The organism is Sphingomonas faeni (assembly GCF_040407565.1).
GTDB lineage: Bacteria > Pseudomonadota > Alphaproteobacteria > Sphingomonadales > Sphingomonadaceae > Sphingomonas > Sphingomonas faeni_F.
On record NZ_JAPZPR010000001.1, the window covers coordinates 511,053 to 531,291 of the forward strand.

General features: G+C 65.7%; 17 protein-coding genes and 1 tRNA gene. 7 read left to right on the forward strand and 11 right to left on the reverse strand.

Annotated features, from left to right (window positions below):
• Positions 1 to 313: 313 nt before the first annotated feature.
• Positions 314 to 1,006 (reverse strand): DUF4336 domain-containing protein, encoded by a 693-nt coding sequence (locus tag O6Y00_RS02165; protein ID WP_353441004.1) that lies wholly within the window; start codon positions 1,004 to 1,006, stop codon positions 314 to 316.
• A gap of 340 nt (positions 1,007 to 1,346) precedes the next feature.
• A complete protein-coding gene (locus O6Y00_RS02170; protein WP_353441005.1) occupies positions 1,347 to 2,051 on the reverse strand; it encodes an HAD family hydrolase in 705 nt (234 codons plus the stop codon).
• A gap of 62 nt (positions 2,052 to 2,113) precedes the next feature.
• On the opposite strand from O6Y00_RS02170, the gene O6Y00_RS02175 reads away from it, so the two are divergent.
• From O6Y00_RS02175 to O6Y00_RS02195, 5 genes are all read left to right on the forward strand, one after another.
• The gene (locus O6Y00_RS02175) at positions 2,114 to 3,223 is read left to right on the forward strand and encodes an ABC transporter permease (protein ID WP_353441006.1); all 1,110 of its coding nucleotides are present in this window, start codon (positions 2,114 to 2,116) and stop codon (positions 3,221 to 3,223) included.
• Positions 3,223 to 4,131 (forward strand): ABC transporter ATP-binding protein, encoded by a 909-nt coding sequence (locus O6Y00_RS02180; protein WP_353441007.1) that lies wholly within the window; start codon positions 3,223 to 3,225, stop codon positions 4,129 to 4,131. Before O6Y00_RS02175 ends, O6Y00_RS02180 begins: the two co-directional genes overlap by 1 nt.
• Positions 4,131 to 5,096, forward strand: coding sequence for an MlaD family protein (locus tag O6Y00_RS02185; RefSeq protein WP_056484780.1), 966 nt, complete (start codon positions 4,131 to 4,133; stop codon positions 5,094 to 5,096). The genes O6Y00_RS02180 and O6Y00_RS02185 overlap by 1 nt, the downstream gene beginning before the upstream one ends.
• 8 nt (positions 5,097 to 5,104) lie before the next feature.
• Entirely contained in the window at positions 5,105 to 5,686 is a 582-nt protein-coding gene (locus O6Y00_RS02190) for an ABC-type transport auxiliary lipoprotein family protein (protein WP_353441008.1), read from the forward strand.
• A 65-nt stretch (positions 5,687 to 5,751) separates the two neighbouring features.
• Complete coding sequence (locus O6Y00_RS02195; RefSeq protein ID WP_353441009.1) at positions 5,752 to 6,042, forward strand: plasmid stabilization protein; 291 nt, start codon at positions 5,752 to 5,754, stop codon at positions 6,040 to 6,042.
• Positions 6,043 to 6,181: 139 nt separating this feature from the next.
• Here the strand turns inward: O6Y00_RS02195 and O6Y00_RS02200 are convergent, their stop codons facing one another.
• From O6Y00_RS02200 to O6Y00_RS02235, 8 genes are all read right to left on the reverse strand, one after another.
• Positions 6,182 to 7,018 (reverse strand): HpcH/HpaI aldolase/citrate lyase family protein, encoded by an 837-nt coding sequence (locus O6Y00_RS02200; RefSeq protein WP_353441010.1) that lies wholly within the window; start codon positions 7,016 to 7,018, stop codon positions 6,182 to 6,184.
• Entirely contained in the window at positions 7,015 to 8,544 is a 1,530-nt protein-coding gene (treA, locus tag O6Y00_RS02205) for an alpha,alpha-trehalase TreA (protein WP_353441011.1), read from the reverse strand. Before treA ends, O6Y00_RS02200 begins: the two co-directional genes overlap by 4 nt.
• A complete protein-coding gene (locus O6Y00_RS02210) occupies positions 8,544 to 10,163 on the reverse strand; it encodes an alpha-D-glucose phosphate-specific phosphoglucomutase (RefSeq protein ID WP_353441012.1) in 1,620 nt (539 codons plus the stop codon). The genes treA and O6Y00_RS02210 overlap by 1 nt, the downstream gene beginning before the upstream one ends.
• The gene (gene glgA, locus O6Y00_RS02215) at positions 10,160 to 11,608 is read right to left on the reverse strand and encodes a glycogen synthase GlgA (RefSeq protein WP_353441013.1); all 1,449 of its coding nucleotides are present in this window, start codon (positions 11,606 to 11,608) and stop codon (positions 10,160 to 10,162) included. Before glgA ends, O6Y00_RS02210 begins: the two co-directional genes overlap by 4 nt.
• Before the next feature lie 154 nt (positions 11,609 to 11,762).
• Complete coding sequence (gene glgC, locus O6Y00_RS02220) at positions 11,763 to 13,022, reverse strand: glucose-1-phosphate adenylyltransferase (RefSeq protein WP_435368584.1); 1,260 nt, start codon at positions 13,020 to 13,022, stop codon at positions 11,763 to 11,765.
• A 90-nt stretch (positions 13,023 to 13,112) separates the two neighbouring features.
• Complete coding sequence (glgB, locus tag O6Y00_RS02225; protein ID WP_353441015.1) at positions 13,113 to 15,275, reverse strand: 1,4-alpha-glucan branching protein GlgB; 2,163 nt, start codon at positions 15,273 to 15,275, stop codon at positions 13,113 to 13,115.
• Positions 15,272 to 17,668, reverse strand: coding sequence for a glycogen/starch/alpha-glucan phosphorylase (locus tag O6Y00_RS02230; protein ID WP_353441390.1), 2,397 nt, complete (start codon positions 17,666 to 17,668; stop codon positions 15,272 to 15,274). The genes glgB and O6Y00_RS02230 overlap by 4 nt, the downstream gene beginning before the upstream one ends.
• A gap of 185 nt (positions 17,669 to 17,853) precedes the next feature.
• Positions 17,854 to 17,940 (reverse strand) — tRNA-Tyr (locus tag O6Y00_RS02235).
• 175 nt (positions 17,941 to 18,115) lie between these two features.
• Between O6Y00_RS02235 and rlmB the strand changes: the two genes are divergently transcribed.
• Positions 18,116 to 18,859 (forward strand): 23S rRNA (guanosine(2251)-2'-O)-methyltransferase RlmB, encoded by a 744-nt coding sequence (gene rlmB / locus O6Y00_RS02240; protein WP_056055070.1) that lies wholly within the window; start codon positions 18,116 to 18,118, stop codon positions 18,857 to 18,859.
• Positions 18,860 to 19,016: 157 nt separating this feature from the next.
• Here rlmB and O6Y00_RS02245 read toward each other — a convergent pair whose 3' ends face one another.
• Positions 19,017 to 19,334, reverse strand: coding sequence for a 2Fe-2S iron-sulfur cluster-binding protein (locus O6Y00_RS02245; protein ID WP_353441016.1), 318 nt, complete (start codon positions 19,332 to 19,334; stop codon positions 19,017 to 19,019).
• 60 nt (positions 19,335 to 19,394) lie between these two features.
• Between O6Y00_RS02245 and O6Y00_RS02250 the strand changes: the two genes are divergently transcribed.
• Positions 19,395 to 20,018 carry a DNA-3-methyladenine glycosylase family protein gene (locus tag O6Y00_RS02250; RefSeq protein ID WP_353441017.1) on the forward strand — a complete coding sequence of 208 codons (624 nt, stop codon included), beginning with the start codon at positions 19,395 to 19,397 and terminating at the stop codon, positions 20,016 to 20,018.
• Positions 20,019 to 20,239: the final 221 nt, after the last annotated feature.

Here is a 20,239-nt window from a genome sequence, read left to right on the forward strand (position 1 = left end):
CCGAGCGCGAGCTTCCAGATGGGCTGTAATGACGCGTCCCACCAACGTATAGAATTGTGGATAGCTTAGCTCCCGCGCGCTGCGCTTGTTGAGTCCTCGTGCGCGCCAATACCGTGCAGCAGAGATGGCTGAATACTGCGGTTTGGTCACGATCTAAGGATCGTACGTCGCTGCATCACCTCTGACCCATCCAAGCTGGCAAATCATGGAGTAATACGTATTTCGCGTTAAAAAGGGATCGACCCATCATTCCCGAAAAGGACGGTAGGATCGAAACAATGACAGCGACCCTGACTGGGATCGCCAGAGCGTATCATTTGCGGAGCAGCCACTCGAAAGCATGAGCGATCGCATCGCAACCATCATGCGTGATTGGCGCGCCATGAGCCGTCAGCACCGAAACTGTATTCCATGACAAAATCCGCTGCACCGCGTTTCGGGCATCGTCTCGATCGCGAAACGTCATTCGAAACTTCCGCGGAACGGTTGGCCGGATAGCGGTAAGTAAATCGAGCTTTGCAACGATGGCTCGCCACCCCTTGAACCAGCCCGGCTCAAAATTTTGGATGAGGTCGGTAAAGATTGCTGTTCGGCTTGGACGATGGAAGAATACGACCTCTGTCGTGATCCTGTTTCCCCCAACTACCACCTGATCGATCTCACTTGACCATTCCGGCGGGGGTGTATCCTCTAGGGCGCAATCCCAATTCAAGTCGGGCCGCTTGGCGCGCAAGGCTGGTACCGCATAGGATTTTGCTGCCGGGTACGCCGTTTGCCACTCGTCAACGAACATATGATGCAAGGTATTCGGCGCTATGATGTGACGCACTCGCCCAAGGCTATCGATCGCTGCTCTGAGTTCGCCGGATAGTGCCGTGGGGGACCAGACGAATAATTCGCTGTTTGTTAGCCGGATGACGATCATCCGCGTTGGGTATGAAAACCCTGCAACAGAAACGGTCGGCCCGGTAGCCGTCCATATTTCTTCCCCGAACTGTCGCAGCATTGTTGCTTCCGCAGCATTGTTGCTTCCCCTGTCCCCCCCCCCCCCGACTTTAGAACACGCCCGACGTGATGGGTAGTCGGTGCAGCGACCTGTCCGATTGTAAACCTATCCCAAAGCAGTAGCTAAGCCGACCACGCTGACAGACCTCAGGAGCATCGTCTTTCGGAGAAGCTGTTCCAGATGCTCCTTGACAGAACCGACGTCTGTGGATCGAAAAAGGGAATCGTTATCCCGGAAAGAATGGCTGTTCTTGAGAGCCGCGCTTGCTATTCCGCGCGTCCGGATGTGGGCCTAGTTTGCGGCCGAGCTTTCTTACCTCGTCACTCGCCGCACGGCAGAGCTACCGTTCCCAATCCGGCATCGGCCAACCCTTGGCCTTCGCCAACAGCCGCAACGGTCCATGCGCATTCACCGCGAAGGGTTCGTCGGCCCATTCGAAGGTCGGGGCGTCCGAGACGTGGTCGGAATAGAAACGGACGTGCGCGCCGTCTCGGGGGATGCCTTCGCGGTCCATCCAGGACTGGATCATCCGTAGTTTGGCCGGGCCGTAGCAATTCTCGCCTTCGATGCCGGCGAGCAGTACGCCGTCGCGGTCGCGCACGCTCTCGGTGCCGATCACCGCGTCGAAACCCAATCGTCGCGCGATCGCCTCGACGTAGAATCGGTACGATGCGGTCGCCATGACCAGCCGGTAGCCGGCGGCGCGGTCGGCCTCGATCTGCGCGCGGGCGCTGGTGAAGACGCCGTCGCGCATCACGCGGTCGGCGAAGGCTTCGGCCGCGCGGCGTTCTTCGGCGGGGGTCATGCGCTTGCCGAGCATCATCCGCTGCATCAGGTATTTGAGCCGACCGCGGCTGATCAGCTTGCCGACATAGCCGAGCGCGGCGACTCCGGCGAACGGGACGAGCGCCAGCCGCCACGGTGCGCCGCTTTTCTTCGCGGTGTGGAGCAGGAACGGCGTCCAGGTCGGCGCGTGCGTGATCGTCTTGTCCATGTCGTAGATCGCGAGACGGATGGACGGGGAGGCGGAAGGCAATTCGGTCATCGTCGCGACTTACGCCGCATTCATCTTGCCGATCCAGTCACTTTGCCGCAAAGGTGCCCCCGATGAGCGCGATGGCCGATTTCCAGCAGGACGGTGCCGATACCGGCACGCTTCGCTTTACCGGCGATCTGTCGCTCGCGAAGATCGGCAATCTGCCCGATCGGCTCGAGGCGATCGACGCGGCGTCGGTGAAGCATGTCGACCTGAGCGGCGTCGACCGGATCGACACGATCGGCGCTTGGGTCGTCCACCGGTTCGCGGCACGCAACGATGCGACGATCGATGGGCTCGACAAGAACGACCAGGCGCTGTTCGACCAGGTCGTCGCCTCCGACCAGCCGATCGCCGCCAGGCCTGCGAAGGTCGGCGCGGTCTCCCGCGTGGCCGGCGAGATCGGCGACGCGGTCGTGTTGTCGGGCAAGACGATGCTCGGCCTGCTCGGGTTTCTCGGCGCGACGACGATCGCATTCGGCAGCGTCATCCGCCACCCGCGCCGCTTCCGGTTCAACGCCGTGGTCCAGCGGTTCGAGGTCGTCGGCGTCGCCGCGCTCGGCATCGTCGGGCTGATGAGCTTCCTGATCGGCATGGTCATCGCGCAACAGGGCGCGGTCCAGCTGCGGCAGTTCGGCGCGGAGGTGTTCACGATCAACCTCGTCGGTCGCCTGACGATCCGCGAACTCGGCCTGCTGATGACCGCGATCATGGTCGCGGGGCGCTCGGGTTCGGCGTTCGCGGCGCAGTTGGGCACGATGAAGCTCACCGAAGAGATCGACGCGATGCGGACGATCGGCGTGTCGCCGATGGAGGCGCTGGTGCTGCCCCGCGTGCTCGCCGCGATCGTGATGATGCCGTTGCTCGGCTTCTATGCGTCGATCATCGCGATCATCGGCGGCGGGCTGCTGTGCTGGGTGCAGCTCGGGATCCCGCCGGTGACGTTCATCGCGCGCATCCGCGAAGTCGTGCCGATCACCGATCTCTATATCTCGTTGATCAAGGCGCCGGTGTTCGGCGCGATCATTGCGATCGCCGGCTGCTTCCAAGGGATGCAGGTCGAATCGGATGCCGAGCAGGTCGGGCTGCGCACCACCTCGGCGGTCGTCCAGGGGATCTTCCTGGTGATCGTGCTCGACGCGTTCTTCGCGGTGTTCTTCACCTGGTTGGGTTGGGACTGATGCCCCGCAAGACGGACAACAAGACAGACGATTTCATCATCTCCGTGAAGGGGCTGAAGAACGCGTTCGGCGATTCGGTGGTGCACGAGGGGCTCGACCTCGACGTGCGGCGTGGCGAGATCCTCGGCGTGGTCGGCGGGTCGGGTACCGGCAAGTCGGTGCTGATGCGCTCGATCATCGGGCTGCAGACGCCGGTCGCGGGTGAGATCACGGTGTTCGGCGAGCCCAATATCGGCCGCGAAGAAACCGAGGCGACCGAGATCCGCAAGCGCTGGGGCGTGCTGTTCCAGGGCGGTGCGCTGTTCTCGACGCTGACGGTGGCCGAGAACGTCGAAGTGCCGTTGCGCGAATTCTATCCGGATTTGTCGCCGGCGCTGCTCGCGGAGATCGCGTCGTACAAGGTGGTGATGACGGGCTTGCCCGCCGATGCCGCGAACAAGTTTCCGGCCGAGCTGTCGGGTGGCATGAAGAAGCGTGCGGGTCTTGCTCGTGCGCTGGCGCTCGACCCGGAGTTGCTGTTCCTTGATGAGCCGACCGCGGGGCTCGATCCGATCGGTGCTGCGGCGTTCGACGGGCTCACGCAGTCGTTGCAGAAGACGCTCGGGCTGACGGTGTTCCTGATCACGCATGATCTCGATACGCTGTACGCGATCTGCGACCGGGTCGCGGTGCTGGCCGATAAGAAGGTTATCGCGGTCGGCACGATCGACGAACTGATCGCGCTCGATCATCCGTGGATCGAAGAGTATTTCAAGGGGCCACGCGGTCGTGCCGCGGTCGCGACTCAGGAGGCGCACGAGCGCGCCGACGAAGAAGCAGCCCGACATCCTACTGAAGTCCAGTCCAAGCAGTCCGCGCCGGACGACGCCGACGCGACATACGCCGAGAAAGAAGCAAGGACGCGCTGATGGAAACCCGTTCGAACCACGTCCTAGTCGGCGCCGTCGTGCTGATCCTGCTGGCCCTGCTGGCGCTGTTCACCGTGTGGATCGCGCGGATCGGCGGCAAGGAGGAGAAGGAATACGACATCTTCTTCCGCCAGTCGGTCGATGGGCTGGCGCGCGGCTCCGCCGTGGTGTTCTCCGGCGTCCCGTCGGGGCAGGTGAAGACGATTTCACTGTGGAAGAACGATCCGCAGTTCGTCCGCGTCCGGATCAGCGTCAACGACGAGACGCCGGTGCTGCAGGGCACGACCGCGTCGATCTCGGGCGTCGGCTTCACGGGCGTCAGCCAGATCTCGCTTGATGGCGCGCGCAAGGGTGCGCCGGCGATCGGTTGCCCCGACACGAAGACGCCGACCGAATGCCCGTACGGCGTGCCGGTGATCCCGACCAAGCTTGGTGGCCTGGGCGCTATCCTGAACTCGGCACCGCAGTTGCTCGAGCGTCTGTCGACGCTGACCGAGCGCCTGACGGGCTTGCTGACCGACCGTAACCAGGCGTCGATCGCGGGTATCCTCGAGAACACCAATCGCCTGACCGATGCGCTCGCGGATCGCGGTCCCGAGATCGCCGCGACGCTTGCGCAGACGCGGGTTGCGATCCAGCAGGCGGGCGATGCCGCGCAGCAGTTCGGTGTGCTCGCCAAGACCACCAACGGCGTGCTGTCCGAGGACGTGAAGCCGGCGATGGCGAACCTGAACAAGGCGATCACCTCCGCACAGCAGAGCGCGGAGACGTTGAACGCCGCGATCGGCGATGCTCGACCAGGCTTGCAGGCCTTCTCCAAGACGACGATCCCCGAGGCCAACCGTCTGGTTCGCGATCTTCGGACGACTGCGGCAGCGCTGTCGTCGGTCGCCGAGAAGGTCGACCAGCAGGGTGCGAGTTCGCTGATCGGGCAGCAGAAGCTCCCGGATTACAAGGGTAAGTGAGGCACGCCATGAAGACACCGCTCATCCTGATCGCGATGCTGCCCCTCGCCGGATGCATCAGCTTCGGCGCGAAACCGCCCCCCACGCTGTTGACGCTGACGAGCGCATCGTCGGTGCCGGTCGGCCAGAACCAGGATTCGGCGACCGCGAAGTCGATCACGATCCAGGTCCCGGTCGTGCCGCAGTCGCTGGCGACCGCGCGCGTACCGGTGCAGGCGACGCCGACCTCGATCGCGTACGTGACCGACGCGCAGTGGGCCGAGCCACCGGCGCGGCTGTTCTCGCGGCTGGTGTCGGATACGGTCGCGGCGCGTACCGGGCTGGTGGTGCTGTCGACGGCACAGTCGATCGGCGATCCGGGCGGGTTGCTCGGTGGCGAGCTGCGGTCGTTCGGTCTCGATGCGACGACGCGTGAAGCGGTCGTGACGTTCGATGCGTCGCTGACCCGCGTCGGCAAGACGACGGTCGAGAAGCGCCGCTTCGAGGCGCGCGTGCCGGTCTCGGCGATCGATGCGCCCTCGGCGGCGGCCGGGATCAACCAGGCGGCGAACCAGGTTGCGACGGAAGTGGCGGACTGGATCGGTCGGTGAACGCCCCTTCGCTCTGAACGCGGCGTCGGCCTGAGCGTTAAGGCTGTCCGAGAAGGAGAGCCGCGATGCCACAGGGCGACAAGAGCGCGTACACCAACAAGCAGAAGCGCAAGGCCGCGCATATCGCGGACGGCTACGAAGAGCGCGGCGTTCCCGAGAAGGAAGCCGAGGCACGGGCCTGGGCTGCGGTGAACAAGGATTCGGGCGGGGGTAATTTGTCCGGCTCGGGTCGTGACAAGCCGGATACGCACGCGTCTTCGCATCAGGTCGGGAAGCAGGCGGCTGGGCGTAGCGCGGCGGCGAAGTCTGCGGCTGCGAAGAAGGGTTGGGAGACCCGGCGGAAAAAAGCCGAGTAAAGCTGGGGCGCATGGTCGGAGCGAACCGTCATCCTGACGGAAGTCGAGATCCAGAGCCACAAGCGTGGCACTCGTTACCCTGGATTCTGACTTTCGTCAGGATGACGGACGGTATTTGCGAATCATGCTTGTCGGCGCGTCAGCAGGCCAGCGTCGCTTCAGCCTCCGCTAGATGCAGGCGCTCTACCATCTGGCCATTGAGGCGGATGGCACCCTTGTCGGCATTTTCCGGTTTCGCGAATGCAGCGACAATCTGGCGCGCCCATGCCAGCTCTTCCTCGCTCGGCCCGAAACCGGCATTCGCCGCATCGATCTGGGAAGGGTGGATCAGAGTCTTCCCGTCGAACCCCAGCGTGACGCCCTGGTCGCACTCCGCCGCGAACCGGGTCGGGTCGTCCAGCGCGTTGCAGACGCCGTCGAGCGCGACGATGCCGGCGGCGCGGGCAGCCATGATCGTGGATGTGAGCGCCGGGATCAGCGGCATGCGATCGGCGCCGAGCCGGCAACGCATCTCCTTGGCAAGATCGTTGGTCCCGGCGATCAGCGCCGTGAGGCGTGTTTCGGCAGCCGTTGCGGATAGGGCGGGAAGCGCCAGGATCGCGGCGCAGGTCTCGATCATCGCCCAGATCGGCGGGCCGTCTTCGCCGAGCGATGCCCGGACCGCGCGCAGATCGGCGACAGACGAGACCTTGGGGACGAGGACCGCGGCGATACCTATCGCGCGTATCGCGGCGACATCCTCGGCATACCAGGGAGTATCCAGGCCGTTGACCCGCACGACCAGTTCGCGCTTGCCGAACCCTCCTTCGCGGACCGTCTCGACCACCCGGTCGCGGGCAGCCGTTTTTTCATCCGGCGCGACCGCGTCCTCCAGATCGAGGATGACGACGTCGCAATCGAGCATCCGCGCCTTGGCGATCGCCCGCGCGTTCGAGGCAGGCATGTAGAGCGCGCTGCGGCGCCGACGGAGCGTCACGGCCGACCCGCCATCAGCGCTCGTGTCACCCCATTGGTCCAGCCGAAGCCATCCTGGTTGGGATATTCGCCACCGCCGCCCGGCTTGCGTTCGACGACGTCGTATTTCTCGAGGAGTTTGCCGCTCGCCTGATATTCGCGCTCGACCGACGCGATCCAGGCCTTTGTGATCTGCTCGGCCAGACCGGTTTCACCGTAGTTCCGCAGGCCTTCGATCCCGATCCACTGGAGCGGCGCCCAGCCATTGGGGTCATCCCATTGCTGGCCGCTGCCGATCAGGGTGGTGCGCAGGCCGCCTTCGCCGATGAATGGGCGTAGGGCGGTGGCGGTCGCCTTGGCCTGGTCGGGCGTGGCAACCTTGGCGAACAGGGGGAACGCCATCGCGGCGCTCGCGAAGGCGTTCGCGCGGTTGGTGTCGAGGTCGTAGTCGGCGAAGAAGTGGCCGTTCCACAGATGCTGGCGGATCGCGGTGGCGCGGGCGGTCGCCTGGGAGGTGTAGGACGTTGCGCAAGACGTGTCGCCGAGTGTCCGGCAGTTGGCGGCGATCGCCTGTTCCAAGCCGACCATCAGGCTGTTGAGATCGACCGGTGCGAACCGCGTCGTGCGGATGGTCGCGAGCGTGCGACCGTCAGCGAGCCAGCGCGACGAGAAATCCCAGCCGCTTTCGGCGGCGGCTCGCAGGTCGCGGAAAAGTTCGCCGCGATTACGCGACGGCGTACGGTCGGCGAGCGCGGCGTCCTCGCGGTAGCTCTCGTCGCGGGGGTCGTCGCGGTCGTCCCAGTAGCGATTGAGCAGCGCGCCGTCAGGCAGGCGGACGGCACGGCGGGACTGCTGGCCGGGCTTGAGTGCATCCGCGCCCGCCATCCAGAACGCGTGTTCGGCGCGAAGCTGCCGAGTGCGGGTGGCGAGAGTTTTCGGATCGCGTGAGAGACCGGCGATCAGGTAGAAGAACGGCGGTTGCGATCGGCTTAGATAATAGGTGCGCGTGCCGTTCGGGATGTGCCCGTAGCGATCGATCAGGCTACCGAAGTCGACGATCATGTCCTCGACGAGGTCCTGCCGGCCGGAACGCTGGACGCCGAGTAGCGTGAAATAGCTGTCCCAGTAATACATCTCGCGGAAACGGCCGCCGGGGACAACGTAGCGTTTCGGCAACGAGAGGGCGGAGGAGCCGGCGGGAACGCTCGTTTGGGTGCGCGTGAGTTGCGGCCACAGCGCATCGATATGCGCCGTGAGCGTGAGACGTTCGGCAGACGGTGGCGCGGCGGGCGTCGTCGGGATCGTGAAGTTCGCCGCGACGAACTGCCGCAGCGCCGGCTCGGCGTCGCAACGGCATTTGGCGTAGTCGGCCAGGATCGCCTTCGCCGGTCGCTTTGGCGTCGCGTCGGCGAAGGTCTTCGAATCCGGGAACAGCCCGCGCATCTGCACCGCTCTATAGAGCGGGCCGAAGAGCTGGGCAGGCGACTGCGGAACGGGCGAGGCTGCGACGAGCAGCGTCGACAGCGCGAGCAGGGCAGCGCGGCGCATCACGTCACCACGTCCGGAGCGGTGCGGCCGGTATGCACGGCGATGCCTGCGATCGTTTCCGCCGCGGAGACTATGCTGGCGAGCATCTCTCCGGTGTCGCGGTCGAGGTTGCCGCCGACGGGCTCGTAGCGTTCGAGATACACGCGCAGCGTCGCGCCGGTGGTGCCGGTGCCCGAGAGGCGGAACACGACGCGGCTGCCGCCTTCGAACAGGATGCGGACGCCCTGGTTGCGGCTGATCGAGCCGTCGGTCGGGTCGGTATAGGCGAACTCGTCCGCGGTCTCGACGGTGAGGTCGCCGAATTGCTGGCCGGGGAGGGTGGCGAGGCTGGCGCGCAACGCCGCCATCAACGCGTCGGCGCGCGGGGTTTCGACGCCTTCGTAATCGTGGCGCGCGTAATAGTTGCGGCCGAACTTCGCCCAGTGATCGCGCGCGATCGTGTCGACGCTTTCGCCGCGGACTGCGAGGATGTTGAGCCACAGGAGGACTGCCCACAGGCCGTCCTTCTCGCGGACATGGTCGGAGCCGGTGCCCGCGCTTTCCTCGCCGCAGATCGTCGCCATGCCGGCGTCGAGCAGATTGCCGAAGAATTTCCAGCCGGTCGGAGTTTCGTAGGCTGGGATGCCGAGCGCTTGCGCGACGCGGTCGGCGGCGGCGCTGGTCGGCATCGAGCGCGCGATGCCCTTGAGACCGCCTGCGTAGCCGGGCGCGAGGTGCGCGTTGGCAGCCAGCATCGCGAGGCTGTCCGACGGGGTGACGAAGCGGTGCCTGCCGATGATCAGGTTGCGGTCGCCGTCGCCGTCCGACGCTGCGCCGAAATCCGGCGCGTCGGGTGCCATCATCGTCTTGTACAATTCGTGCGCGTGGACGAGGTTGGGATCAGGGTGGTGACCGCCGAAGTCGGGGAGAGGCTGGCCATTGCGCACCGTGCCGGGCGCGAAGCCGAGGCGGCGTTCGAGGATCTCGGTGGCGTACGGCCCGGTGACGGCGCTCATCGCGTCGAATGCCATCGTCAGCTTTGCCGCACGGATCGCGTCGAAGTCGAACAGCGTCTCCATGAGCGCGGCATAATCCTCGACCGGGTCGACCACCTCGACGGGCATATCGCCGACCGTGACTTCGCCGTCGGTGTCGAGGTCGATGTCGTCGGCGTCGATGGTCAGCCAGCGGTCGATCTCGAGCGTGCGCGCATTGATCGCGTCGGTGACGACTTCGGGCGCGGGACCGCCATTGGCGATGTTGTACTTGATCCCGAAATCCTCGTCGGGACCGCCGGGGTTGTGGCTTGCCGAGAGGACGAGGCCACCGATCGCGCCACGCTTGCGGATCATGTGGCTGGCGGCGGGGGTCGAGAGGATGCCGCCGCGGCCGACGATCACGCGGCCGAAGCCGTTCGCCGCTGCCATGCGGATCGCGACCTGGATGACTTCGCGGTTGAGAAAGCGGCCGTCGCCACCGATGACCAGCGTCGCGCCGGACTTGTCCGCGACGACGTCGAACACGCTCTGGACGAAATTCTCGGCGTAGTTGGGCTGCTGGAAGACCTTCACCTTCTTGCGCAGGCCCGACGTGCCGGGCTTCTGATCGGTGTAGGGCGTGGTCGATACGGTGCGGATCATGCGGTCCCCGTCAGGCTTGCGTAAAGGTCTGCGTAGCGGCGGCCGCTCTCGTCCCACGAGAAGTCCGCGCGCATCGCGTTGCGCTGCAACATGGACCAGCGATCGGGGCGTGCATAGAGGGCCGTCGTTCGGCGCAGCGCGTGGCTGAGCGTTTCGGGCGTGACGCCGTCGTGCTGGACGCCGGTGGCGACGCCTGCGGCGATTGCTGCTTCGTTGGCGTCGATCACGGTGTCGGAAAGCCCGCCGGTTCGCGCGACGACCGGAATGCAGCCGTAAGCGAGGCCGTAGAGTTGCGTCAGGCCGCACGGTTCGAACCGCGACGGGATCAGGATTGCGTCGGCGCCACCTTGCAGCAGGTGCGAGACGGGTTCGTCATAGCCGATGCGTGCGCCGATGCGGCCGGGGTGGCGTTCTGCAGCCTCGAGGAATGCGCGTTCGAGCGCTGTGTCGCCTGAACCCAGCAGCGCCAGACGGCCGCCGAGTAAGACGAGTTCGTCGAGCGCGCCAGCGAGCACGTCCATGCCCTTTTGTCCGGTGAGGCGGCTAATGACGGTGAAGAGCGGACCGTCTTCGGTATCGAGACCGAACAGGGTTTCGATCGCGCGTTTGTTGGTCCGGCGGCGGGCTAGCGTTCGCGCCGTGTAGCGGGCGGGGAGGGACGCGTCGGTCTCCGGGTTCCAGACGGCGGGGTCGATGCCGTTGACGATCCCGGTCACGCGGCCGGCCCGGTCGTTGATGAGCCCTTCGAGGCCCATGCCGAATTCGCGGCGGCGGATTTCGGCGGCGTAGGTCGGGCTGACGGTGGTGATCGCGTCGGCGGCTTCGAGACCGGCTTTCAGGAAACCGACACCGCCGTAATATTCGACGCCGTCGAGTGCGAAGGCTTCGTCGGGGAGCGCGAGGTCGGCGAAGATGTCGTGGCCGTAGCGCCCCTGGAACGCGATGTTGTGGATCGTGACGACCGTCTTGGCGGGTTTGGCGGGGCCGGGGGCGTAGCGGAGATAGGCGGGGGCCATCGCCGCCTGCCAGTCGTGCGCGTGGAGAATGTCGAAATCGTAACCGGGTATTGCGCCCGAGGCGAGGTCGGCGGCGGCGCGGCTGAACGCGGCGAAGCGGCGCCAGTTGTCGGACCAGTCCGCGCCGGTCGCATCGCCGTACGGGCCGCCGCCTCGGGCGAACAGCGCGGGGGCGTCGAGGACCAGCAGCGCGTGGTCGCCGATTTTGGTTTTGAGGATACGGGCTTCGGTGCCGAGCAGGTCGGTGTAGCGGTGGACGACTTTCGCGCGCTTGGTGACGGCGGCGAGCGCGGGGTAGCCTGGGAGGAACGTGGTCAGCGCCACGTTATGCGGCGCGAGCGCGGCCGGGAGCGCGCCGACGACGTCTGCGAGACCGCCGGTTTTTATGAGGGGGTAGGCTTCGGAGGCGACAGAGAGGACGCGCATCATCGGGGCGCTCCGGTTGGTATGGGGTGGCTGCTCCCCTCCCTGGAAGGGAGGGGCCGGGGGTGGGTCGGTGTGGGGCGTGCGAGCCGACTGCCAACGGGCCGACCCACCCCCAACCCCTCCCTTCCAGGGAGGGGGGCAGGTATCGCCAAGTGCGTCACGCGGTGAGCCGGTCGATCATGGCTTTGGTCACCAGCACGACGCCGTTGTCCGTTCGGCGGAAGCGCTGTGCATCCGCCTCCGCATCCTCGCCGACCACCAGCCCGTCGGGGATCACGACACCGCGATCGACCACCACCTTCGACAGGCGTGCACCGCGACCGATCTCGCAGTGCGGCAGGATCACCGCCTGATCCAGCATCGAGTAGCTGTGCGCGCGGGTGCCGGTGAAGATCAGGCTGCGGTGGATCGATGAGCCGGAGATGATGCAGTCGCCCGATACCAGCGACGACACCGCCTCGCCGCGGCGGCCGTCGTCGGCGTGGACGAACTTCGCCGGCGGCGTGACCTCCGAATAAGTCCAGAGCGGCCAGCTGCGGTCGTAGAGGTCGAGCTTGGGCACGACATCGGTGAGGTCGATGTTCGCCTCCCAATACGCGTCGACCGTGCCGACATCGCGCCAATAGGCCTCGACCTCGAGCCCCGAGCGGACGCAGCTGTCGGAGAAGCGGTGGGCGACCGCCTTGCCGTGCTTGACGAGGTACGGGATGATATCCTTGCCGAAGTCGCGCGACGATCCGGGGGTTGCGGCGTCGCGACGAAGCTCTTCGAACAGCAGCTTGGTCGTGAAGACGTAGATCCCCATCGATGCCAGCGCGATGTCCGGGTTGCCGGGGATCGCGGGCGGATCTGCGGGCTTCTCGACGAACGCGGTGACGTTGTCGTGCTCGTCCACGGCCATCACGCCGAAGCCGACTGCCTCCATTCGCGGCACTTCGAGGCAGGCGATGGTGACGTCCGCGCCGGTCTCGCAATGCTGTTGCAGGATCAGCTCGTAATCCATCTTGTAGATGTGGTCGCCCGCCAGGATGACCATGTATTCGGGCGCGTGGCTCTCGATGATGTCGATGTTCTGGTAGACCGCGTCGGCGGTGCCCTCGTACCATTGGAACTCGCTGATACGCTGCGACGCGGGCAGGATGTCGAAGCTCTCGTTGCGCTCCGAGCGCAGGAAGTTCCAGCCGCTCTGCAGGTGGCGGATCAGCGAATGCGCCTTGTACTGCGTCGCGACGCCGATCCGGCGGATGCCGGAGTTGATTGCGTTGGACAGCGCGAAATCGATGATGCGCGCCTTGCCACCGAAATACACCGCGGGTTTCGCGCGCGTATCGGTCAGCTCCATCAGGCGACTGCCGCGGCCGCCGGCCAGCACATACGCCATCGCGTCGCGCGCCAATGGCTGTCCCCGCCGTTCCACCATGTCAGTCTCTCCCTAATATTCAGCAGTATAACGCGCCGTCACCCGCCGGTTGTTCCGTCGTTGCGCCGGATCGGTCTTCGAACTCGATCAGCCTTCGTATTCGAGCATGATCGTCGCCAGCGGGGGCAGGGTGACCCAGGCCGCACCGTCCTTAGCGACGACGCCGCCGAGATTGCCGAGCCCGCTGCCCCAATAATCGTGCGCGTCGCTGTTGATGATCTCGCACCAGCGGCCGTCGAGCGGCAGCGGCACGCGGTAGGGCGCGCGGGCGATCGGCGTCATGTTGGCGACGATCGCGATCGGCTTCGCGCCGGGGGCCTTGCGCAACCACGCGAACACCGAATTGGCGGCATCGTCGGCGACCAGCCATTCGAAACCCTCCGCCTCGCAGTCGCGCGCATGCAGCGCCGGCTTCTCGCGGTAGACGGTGTTGAGGTCGCGGACGAGATTGCGGATGCCCTCATGACTGCGCGCGTTGCGCAGGTCCCAGTCGAGCGCGCGCGCTTCGGACCATTCGCGGCGCTGCGCGAATTCCTGCCCCATGAAGAGCAGCTTCTTGCCCGGATAGCCCCACATGAACGCGTAATAGGCGCGTAAGTTTGCGAATTGCTGCCAGTCGTCGCCGGGCATCTTGGTGAGCAGCGAGCCCTTGCCGTGGACCACTTCGTCATGGCTCAAGGGCAGGACGAAATTCTCGCTGAACGCGTAGACGAGGCCGAAATTGATCTCGCCGTGGTGGTGCTTCCGGTGCAGCGGATCGCGCGCCATGTACTGGAGCGTGTCGTGCATGAAGCCCATGTTCCACTTGAACCCGAACCCCAAGCCGCCGCTCTTGCCGTCGTCGCTTACCGGTGCGGAGACGCCCGGCCACGAGGTCGATTCCTCGGCGATCGTGAAGACGCCGGGGTGCTGGCCGTAGATCTCGCGGTTCATGTCGCGGAGGAACGCGACAGCCTCCCAGTTCTCGCGGCCGCCGTCCGCGTTGGGGATCCATTCGTCGGCTTTGCGCGAGTAATCGCGGTACAGCATCGACGCGACCGCATCCACGCGCAGGCCGTCGATATGATAGCGCTCGGCCCAGAACAGCGCGTTGTTGACGAGGAACGACGCCACTTCGCGACGCCCGAAATTATAGATCGCGGTGTTCCAGTCGGGGTGGAAGCCTAGCCGCGGGTCTTCGTGTTCGTACAGCGCGGTGCCGTCGAACTTGGCCAGCCCGAACGCGTCGGTCGGGAAGTGCGCGGGCACCCAGTCGAGCAGCACGCCGATCCCGGCGAGATGCGCGCCATCGACGAACCGTGCGAAGCCATCGACGTCGCCGAAGCGGGCAGACGGCGCGTAGAGACCGGTGGTCTGGTAGCCCCAACTCGGGTCGTACGGGTGTTCGCTGATCGGCAGGAATTCGATGTGCGTGAAGCCCATCTCGACCACGTACGGGATCAGGCGATCGGCGAGCGCGTCCCAGGTCAGGAACCAGCCGTCGGCGTCGCGGTCCCACGATCCGGCGTGCACCTCATAGATACTGATCGGCACGCGACGCGGATCGACCGACGCCCAATGCTTGCGGTGATCGGTGTCGGCCCAGTCGTGCGCGAGTTTCCGCGTGATCGAGGTGTTGGCGGGGCGTAGTTCGCTGGCGAAGGCGAACGGGTCGGCCTTGAGCGGTTGTAGCTGGCCGTCGGGGCCTACGATCTCGAACTTGTAGGCGCGGTATTCGGCGATGTCGGGGATGAAGATCTCCCACACGCCGACGTCGCCACGCTTGCGCATCGCGTGGCGGCGGCCGTCCCAGTCGTTGAAGTCGCCGACCACCGAGACGCGCTGCGCATTGGGGGCCCATAGCGCGAAGTGGACGCCGTGCGCGCCTTCGTGCTCGATCAGGTGCGCGCCCATCTTGTCGTGGAGGCGGCGGTGCGTGCCCTCCGCCATCAGCAGGTCGTCGATCGGGCCGAGGACGGGGCCGAAGCTATAGGGGTCGGTGACCCACCACGACGTGTCGCCCGCCTCGGCGTGGTATTTCACCGGCTGTTGCGTGCCGTCGATCGGGCCCTCGAACAGGCCGCGATCGTCGATCCGGGGGAGGGTGCCGAGCGCGGTGCCGTCGAGTGCGTGCGCCTCCGCCGTATCCGCGCCCGGCAGCCAGACGCGCGCGAACACGCCGGTCGGGCCGCTGTGGACGCCGAGCAGCGAGAACGGATCGTCGTGACGGCCCTCCAGCAGGGCAACGATGGCGCCTTCGGGTGGCTTCACATCACCGTCCAGATCTCGCGTGCGTACTCGCGGATCGTGCGGTCGGACGAGAACCAGCCGACGCGCGCGACATTGCGGACGGTCGAGGCGACCCATGCGTCGCGGTCGTTCCAGCGTGTGTCGACCGCACGCTGGGCGGTGGCATAGCTGTCGAAATCGGCGGCGAGCATGAACCAGTCGCCCTCGTACAACCCGCCCATCAAGCCGGCGTAGCGCGTCTTGTCGTCGGGGGAGAACACGCCGGACGCGATCGCGGAGACCGCCTGGCGCAGTTCGTTCGAGCCGTCGATGACGCTGCGCGGATCATAGCCATTGGCGCGCTTCGCCTCGACCTCGTCTGCAGTCATGCCAAAGATGAAGATGTTGTCGTCGCCGACGCGATCCTTGATCTCGATATTCGCGCCGTCGAGCGTGCCGATCGTCAGCGCGCCGTTCATCGCGAACTTCATGTTGCCGGTGCCCGACGCTTCGAGGCCGGCGGTCGAGATCTGTTCGCTGAGATCGGCGGCGGGGATGATCTTCTCCGCCAGCGACACGTTGTAGTTGGGCAGGAACGCGACCTTGAGCAGGCCACCGACGGAAGGGTCCGCGTTGATCCGGCGCGCAACGTCGTTCGCCAGCTTGATGACGAGTTTGGCGTTGTGATAGCTCGAAGCCGCCTTGCCCGCGAACAGCTTCACGCGGGGCGTCCAGTCTCGTTCGGGATGGCTACGGATCTGGTCGTAGAGCGCGACCGTCTCGATGATGTTGAGTAGCTGGCGCTTATACTCGTGGATGCGCTTGATCTGGACGTCGAACATCGCATCCGGATCGACGCGGAGCCCCATCGTCTCCTTGATATGATTAGCCAGTGCCACCTTGTTCGAACGCTTCACGCTCGCAAAGCGCTCCCTGAAACCGGAATCGTCGGCGAAAACATCCAGATCGACCAGCTTTTCGGCGTCGTCGAGGAAGCCGTCGCCGATCGCATCGCGGATCAGCGCGGTGAGGCCGGGGTTGCACTGCTGGAGCCAACGACGCGGTGTGATGCCGTTGGTCTTGTTGTTGATCCGCGTCGGGTAGAGTTTGTGGAGATCGGCGAAGACCGTTTTCTTCATCAGCTGCGTATGGAGCGCGGCGACGCCGTTGACGCTGTGCGAACCGGCAAAGGCGAGGTTCGCCATCCGCACGCGCCGCTCTCCGCCCTCGTCGATCAGGCTGATCGCGGCGATCGCGCGATCATCTATGCCATCCGTGCCGCGCGCTTCCCGCAGAAGCTTGGCGTTGATCGCGTAGACGATCTGCATGTGCCGAGGCAGCAGGCGTTCGAACAGCGGCAGCGGCCAGCTCTCCAGCGCCTCGGGCAGCAGCGTGTGGTTAGTGTAGCCGAAGGTGGCGCGCGTGATCTTCCACGCCTCGTCGAACGCGAATTCGTGGTGGTCGATCAGCAGCCGCATGAGTTCGGCGACCGACACCGCGGGGTGCGTGTCGTTGAGCTGGATCGCGGCCTTGTCGGGCAGCGTGCGGATGTCGCCGAAATACTGGACGTGGCGGCGGACGATGTCCTGGATCGACGCGGACGAGAAGAAATACTCCTGGCGCAGGCGGAGCTCCTGACCGGCGGCGGTGGAGTCGTTGGGGTAGAGAACGCGGGTCAGCGTTTCCGCGCGCAACTGGTCGGCGAGCGCGCCGGTGAAATCGCCGGCGTTGAAGCGATCGAGCTTGATCGGATCGAACGCGCGGGCAGTCCACAGGCGGAGCGTGTTGACGTGCTTGCCGCGCCAGCCGACGACGGGGGTGTCGACGGCGGTGGCCTCGACTGCCTCGGACGGGCTCCAATGAACTTGCCCGTTATTCGCCACCGTCACTTCACCGCCGAAGCCGACGAAATAGGCGCTCTCGCGGCGTTCGAACTCCCAGGGGTTGCCGTGCGCGAGCCAGTTCTCGGGCATCTCGACCTGCCAGCCATCGTCGATCCGCTGGCGGAACATGCCGTTCACATAGCGGATGCCGTAGCCGTAGGCGGGCAGCGCAAGGCTCGCCATGCTCTCCATGAAGCAGGCGGCGAGCCGGCCGAGACCGCCATTGCCGAGCGCCGCGTCGGGTTCGATCTCTTCGAGTTCGGCGAGGTCGACGCCGTGGAGCTTCAGCGCCTGCGTGACTTCGTCGTTGCGCTGGAGGTTGGTCACCGCGTCGCGGAGCAGCCGGCCGATCAGGAATTCGAGGCTGAGATAATAGACCCGCTTGGCGCCGGCCGCGTGCGCCGCCTTGGTCGACGCCATCCAGCGTTCGACGATGTCGTTGCGGACGGTCAGGATCGTCGCGGCGAGCCAGTCGTGGGTGCGGGCGGCCTGCGCATCCTTGCCGATGCGGTGGACCAGCGTGTCGAGGATCGAGTCGGCCAGATCCTGGATGACGGGTGCTTGAACGGGCGGCTGTACGGCAGGATCTGAGGTCACGCGGTTTCCGAAATCGTTACGGTCGCGGCGATCCTAGCCTCCCGCGAGCCGATGTCACGCGGACTTCCTTCCGCGGTCGGAAAAGAAGGTTGTCGATCAATGCTTTGAATTTGGGATGATCCATCACCGCGCTGGGGCGGTGGTGGACAGGGTAGGGTTCGAACCTACGTAGGAGAAACTCCGGCAGATTTACAGTCTGCTGCCTTTAACCACTCGGCCACCTGTCCAGGCCGCTTTTGCAAGCGCCGCTCTTTCAAGCGAGGCGGCTCAATGGCGAAGCGCGCCCCGCCTGTCAACGCGGGTTTTGCGAAGTTTCGTGGTTCATAGTTGCCGCGGGAGCGGAATGCCGACAAGGACGCGGCATACACACCCCACTTACACTGGCTACGATAGAGAGCGAATATGGCACGCAAGGGACACAGGCCGAGCAAGGCACCGGCAGGCCGCCCCCGCTTCTGGGGCAAGCACGCGGTGGGCGCGGCGCTCGCCAATCCGGAGCGCACGGTGCGCAAAATCCTCGGCACGCGCGAGGCGCTGGCCGGGTTCGACCTGCCGGCCGATGTGCCGGTGACCTATGCCGAGGCGATGGATCTGGCGCGGCTGGTGCCGGGCGACGCGCCACACCAGGGCGTGGTGATCGAGGTCGAGCCGCTCGAGGACATGTGGCTCGCCGACCTGCTCGAGCACGGCAAGGACGACAACCGGCCGCTGGTGATCCTCGACGGCGTGACCGATCCGCATAACGTCGGTGCGATCCTGCGCTCGGCGGCGGCGTTCGATGCGCTGGGGATCATTACGCCGGACCGGAATGCACCGCCTGAGTCGGGGACGATCGCACGGGCGGCGTCTGGTGCGCTTGAGTCGGTGCCTTGGATCCGGGTGGTGAATTTGGCGCGTGCTCTGGAAGAGATCGCTGCGGCGGGGTTCTGGCGGATCGGGCTTACGGGTCACGCGACGCAGACGTTGTCGGAAGCGATGGGCACGCAGCGGATCGCGATCGTGCTCGGCGCCGAGGGCGAGGGCATGCGCCAGAATACCGAGCAGCATTGCGACGAGTTGGCGAAACTGCCGATCTCGGAGAAGGTGGAGAGCCTGAACGTCTCGAACGCCGCGGCGATCGCGCTCTACGCCATAACGACGCGGTGACCTGAACTCCCTCGCCCCTACGGGGAGAGGGAAGGGGCCCGCCGCCTTTGCGGTGGGAAGGGAGAGGGGCGTGAGGCTAGGGACTTCGATCCCAACAGCCCCTCTCCCTTCCGTCGCCTACGGCTCCTCCCTTCCTCTCCCCGGAGGGGCGAGGGGATTAGTCTTCCGCTGCGATCTTTACCTTCAGGCCATCCAGCCCGTCAGTCAGTTCGATCTGGCAAGACAGGCGCGAAAACTCATCACGATCACTCGTCGAATCAAGCAGATCATCCTCGTCCGGCCCCATCGGCTTCAGTTTGGCCGCAAAGTCCGGGTCGACATGGACGTGGCAGGTGGCGCACGAGCAACAGCCGCCGCACAGCGCCAGGATCTCGTCGATCCCGGCGTCGCGGATGATTTCCATCACCGAAAGGCCCGCCTCGCCGATGATCTCGCGTTCTTCCCCTTCGCGCGTCACGACGATAAGCTTGGGCATGTCATTCTCCGAAAAATCTTCGTGTGCTCATGCCGTTGCGCGGCGCTGGGATCAAGCATCATGGGCCTGAGCGCAGAGCAACTCAAAACAGCGATGGCGGCGTTGTGCGAAATCGAACCGGCTTTCGCGGTCGCGGTCGGCAATGCGGGGCACCCTGCGCCGCGGATCAGCGAGCGCGGGTTTGCGACGTTGCTGCGGACGATCGTCGGGCAGCAGGTGAGCGTCGCCTCGGCCGCGGCGGTCTGGAACAAGCTCGACGCGGTGGTCGGCGGGGCGGGCGACCCGGCTAAGATCGCCGCCGCCAGCGACGAGCTGTTGAAGAGCGCAGGCCTGTCGCGTCAGAAGCTCGGCTATGCCCGCAGCCTCGCCGACGAGGTGACGAGCGGCCGGCTCGACCTCACCAACCTGCCCGAGGACGACGAGGAGGCGATCGCCGCGCTGGTCCGCGTGAAGGGCATCGGTCGCTGGTCGGCGGAAATCTACCTACTGTTCGCGGAAGGGCGGACGGATATCTGGCCGGCGGGCGACCTCGCGATCCAGATCGAAGTCGGACGCATTCTCGGTCACGAAACCCGCCCGAACGAGAAACTGACGCGCGAGGTGGCGGAGGCCTGGCGCCCGCACCGCGGCGCGGCGGCGATCTTCGCGTGGCATCATTATCAGGCGGACATGAAGGTCGTCTGACCTTCCTTGCTCCCCTCCCTGGAAGGGAGGGGGCGGGGGTGGGTCGGTTTCCACGTGTTCGACGGTGATGGCTCAAGCGGGGCGACCCACCCCCAGCCCCTCCCTTCCAGGGAGGGGAGGCGCTTCCCATATTCGTTGTGTACGCACGCACACGTCGGCTCGGCGAAAGCCGGCATCTCCATTCGAATGGCTACACCCGCCAACCGGAATGCCCCAGTTAT

What these genes read in the sequence shown, in the direction of transcription:
- O6Y00_RS02170 (WP_353441005.1), bottom strand. Translation starts at nt 2,051, where the DNA reads ATGACCGAATTGCCTTCCGCCTCCCCGTCCATCCGTCTCGCGATCTAC.
- treA (WP_353441011.1), bottom strand. Translation starts at nt 8,544, where the DNA reads ATGCGCCGCGCTGCCCTGCTCGCGCTGTCGACGCTGCTCGTCGCAGCC.
- glgA (WP_353441013.1), bottom strand. Translation starts at nt 11,608, where the DNA reads ATGATGCGCGTCCTCTCTGTCGCCTCCGAAGCCTACCCCCTCATAAAA.
- O6Y00_RS02245 (WP_353441016.1), bottom strand. Translation starts at nt 19,334, where the DNA reads ATGCCCAAGCTTATCGTCGTGACGCGCGAAGGGGAAGAACGCGAGATC.
- O6Y00_RS02250 (WP_353441017.1), top strand. Translation starts at nt 19,395, where the DNA reads ATGGGCCTGAGCGCAGAGCAACTCAAAACAGCGATGGCGGCGTTGTGC.
- O6Y00_RS02175 (WP_353441006.1), top strand. Translation starts at nt 2,114, where the DNA reads ATGAGCGCGATGGCCGATTTCCAGCAGGACGGTGCCGATACCGGCACG.
- O6Y00_RS02185 (WP_056484780.1), top strand. Translation starts at nt 4,131, where the DNA reads ATGGAAACCCGTTCGAACCACGTCCTAGTCGGCGCCGTCGTGCTGATC.
- O6Y00_RS02195 (WP_353441009.1), top strand. Translation starts at nt 5,752, where the DNA reads ATGCCACAGGGCGACAAGAGCGCGTACACCAACAAGCAGAAGCGCAAG.
- O6Y00_RS02210 (WP_353441012.1), bottom strand. Translation starts at nt 10,163, where the DNA reads ATGATCCGCACCGTATCGACCACGCCCTACACCGATCAGAAGCCCGGC.
- O6Y00_RS02180 (WP_353441007.1), top strand. Translation starts at nt 3,223, where the DNA reads ATGCCCCGCAAGACGGACAACAAGACAGACGATTTCATCATCTCCGTG.
- O6Y00_RS02165 (WP_353441004.1), bottom strand. Translation starts at nt 1,006, where the DNA reads ATGCTGCGACAGTTCGGGGAAGAAATATGGACGGCTACCGGGCCGACC.
- rlmB (WP_056055070.1), top strand. Translation starts at nt 18,116, where the DNA reads ATGGCACGCAAGGGACACAGGCCGAGCAAGGCACCGGCAGGCCGCCCC.
- O6Y00_RS02190 (WP_353441008.1), top strand. Translation starts at nt 5,105, where the DNA reads ATGAAGACACCGCTCATCCTGATCGCGATGCTGCCCCTCGCCGGATGC.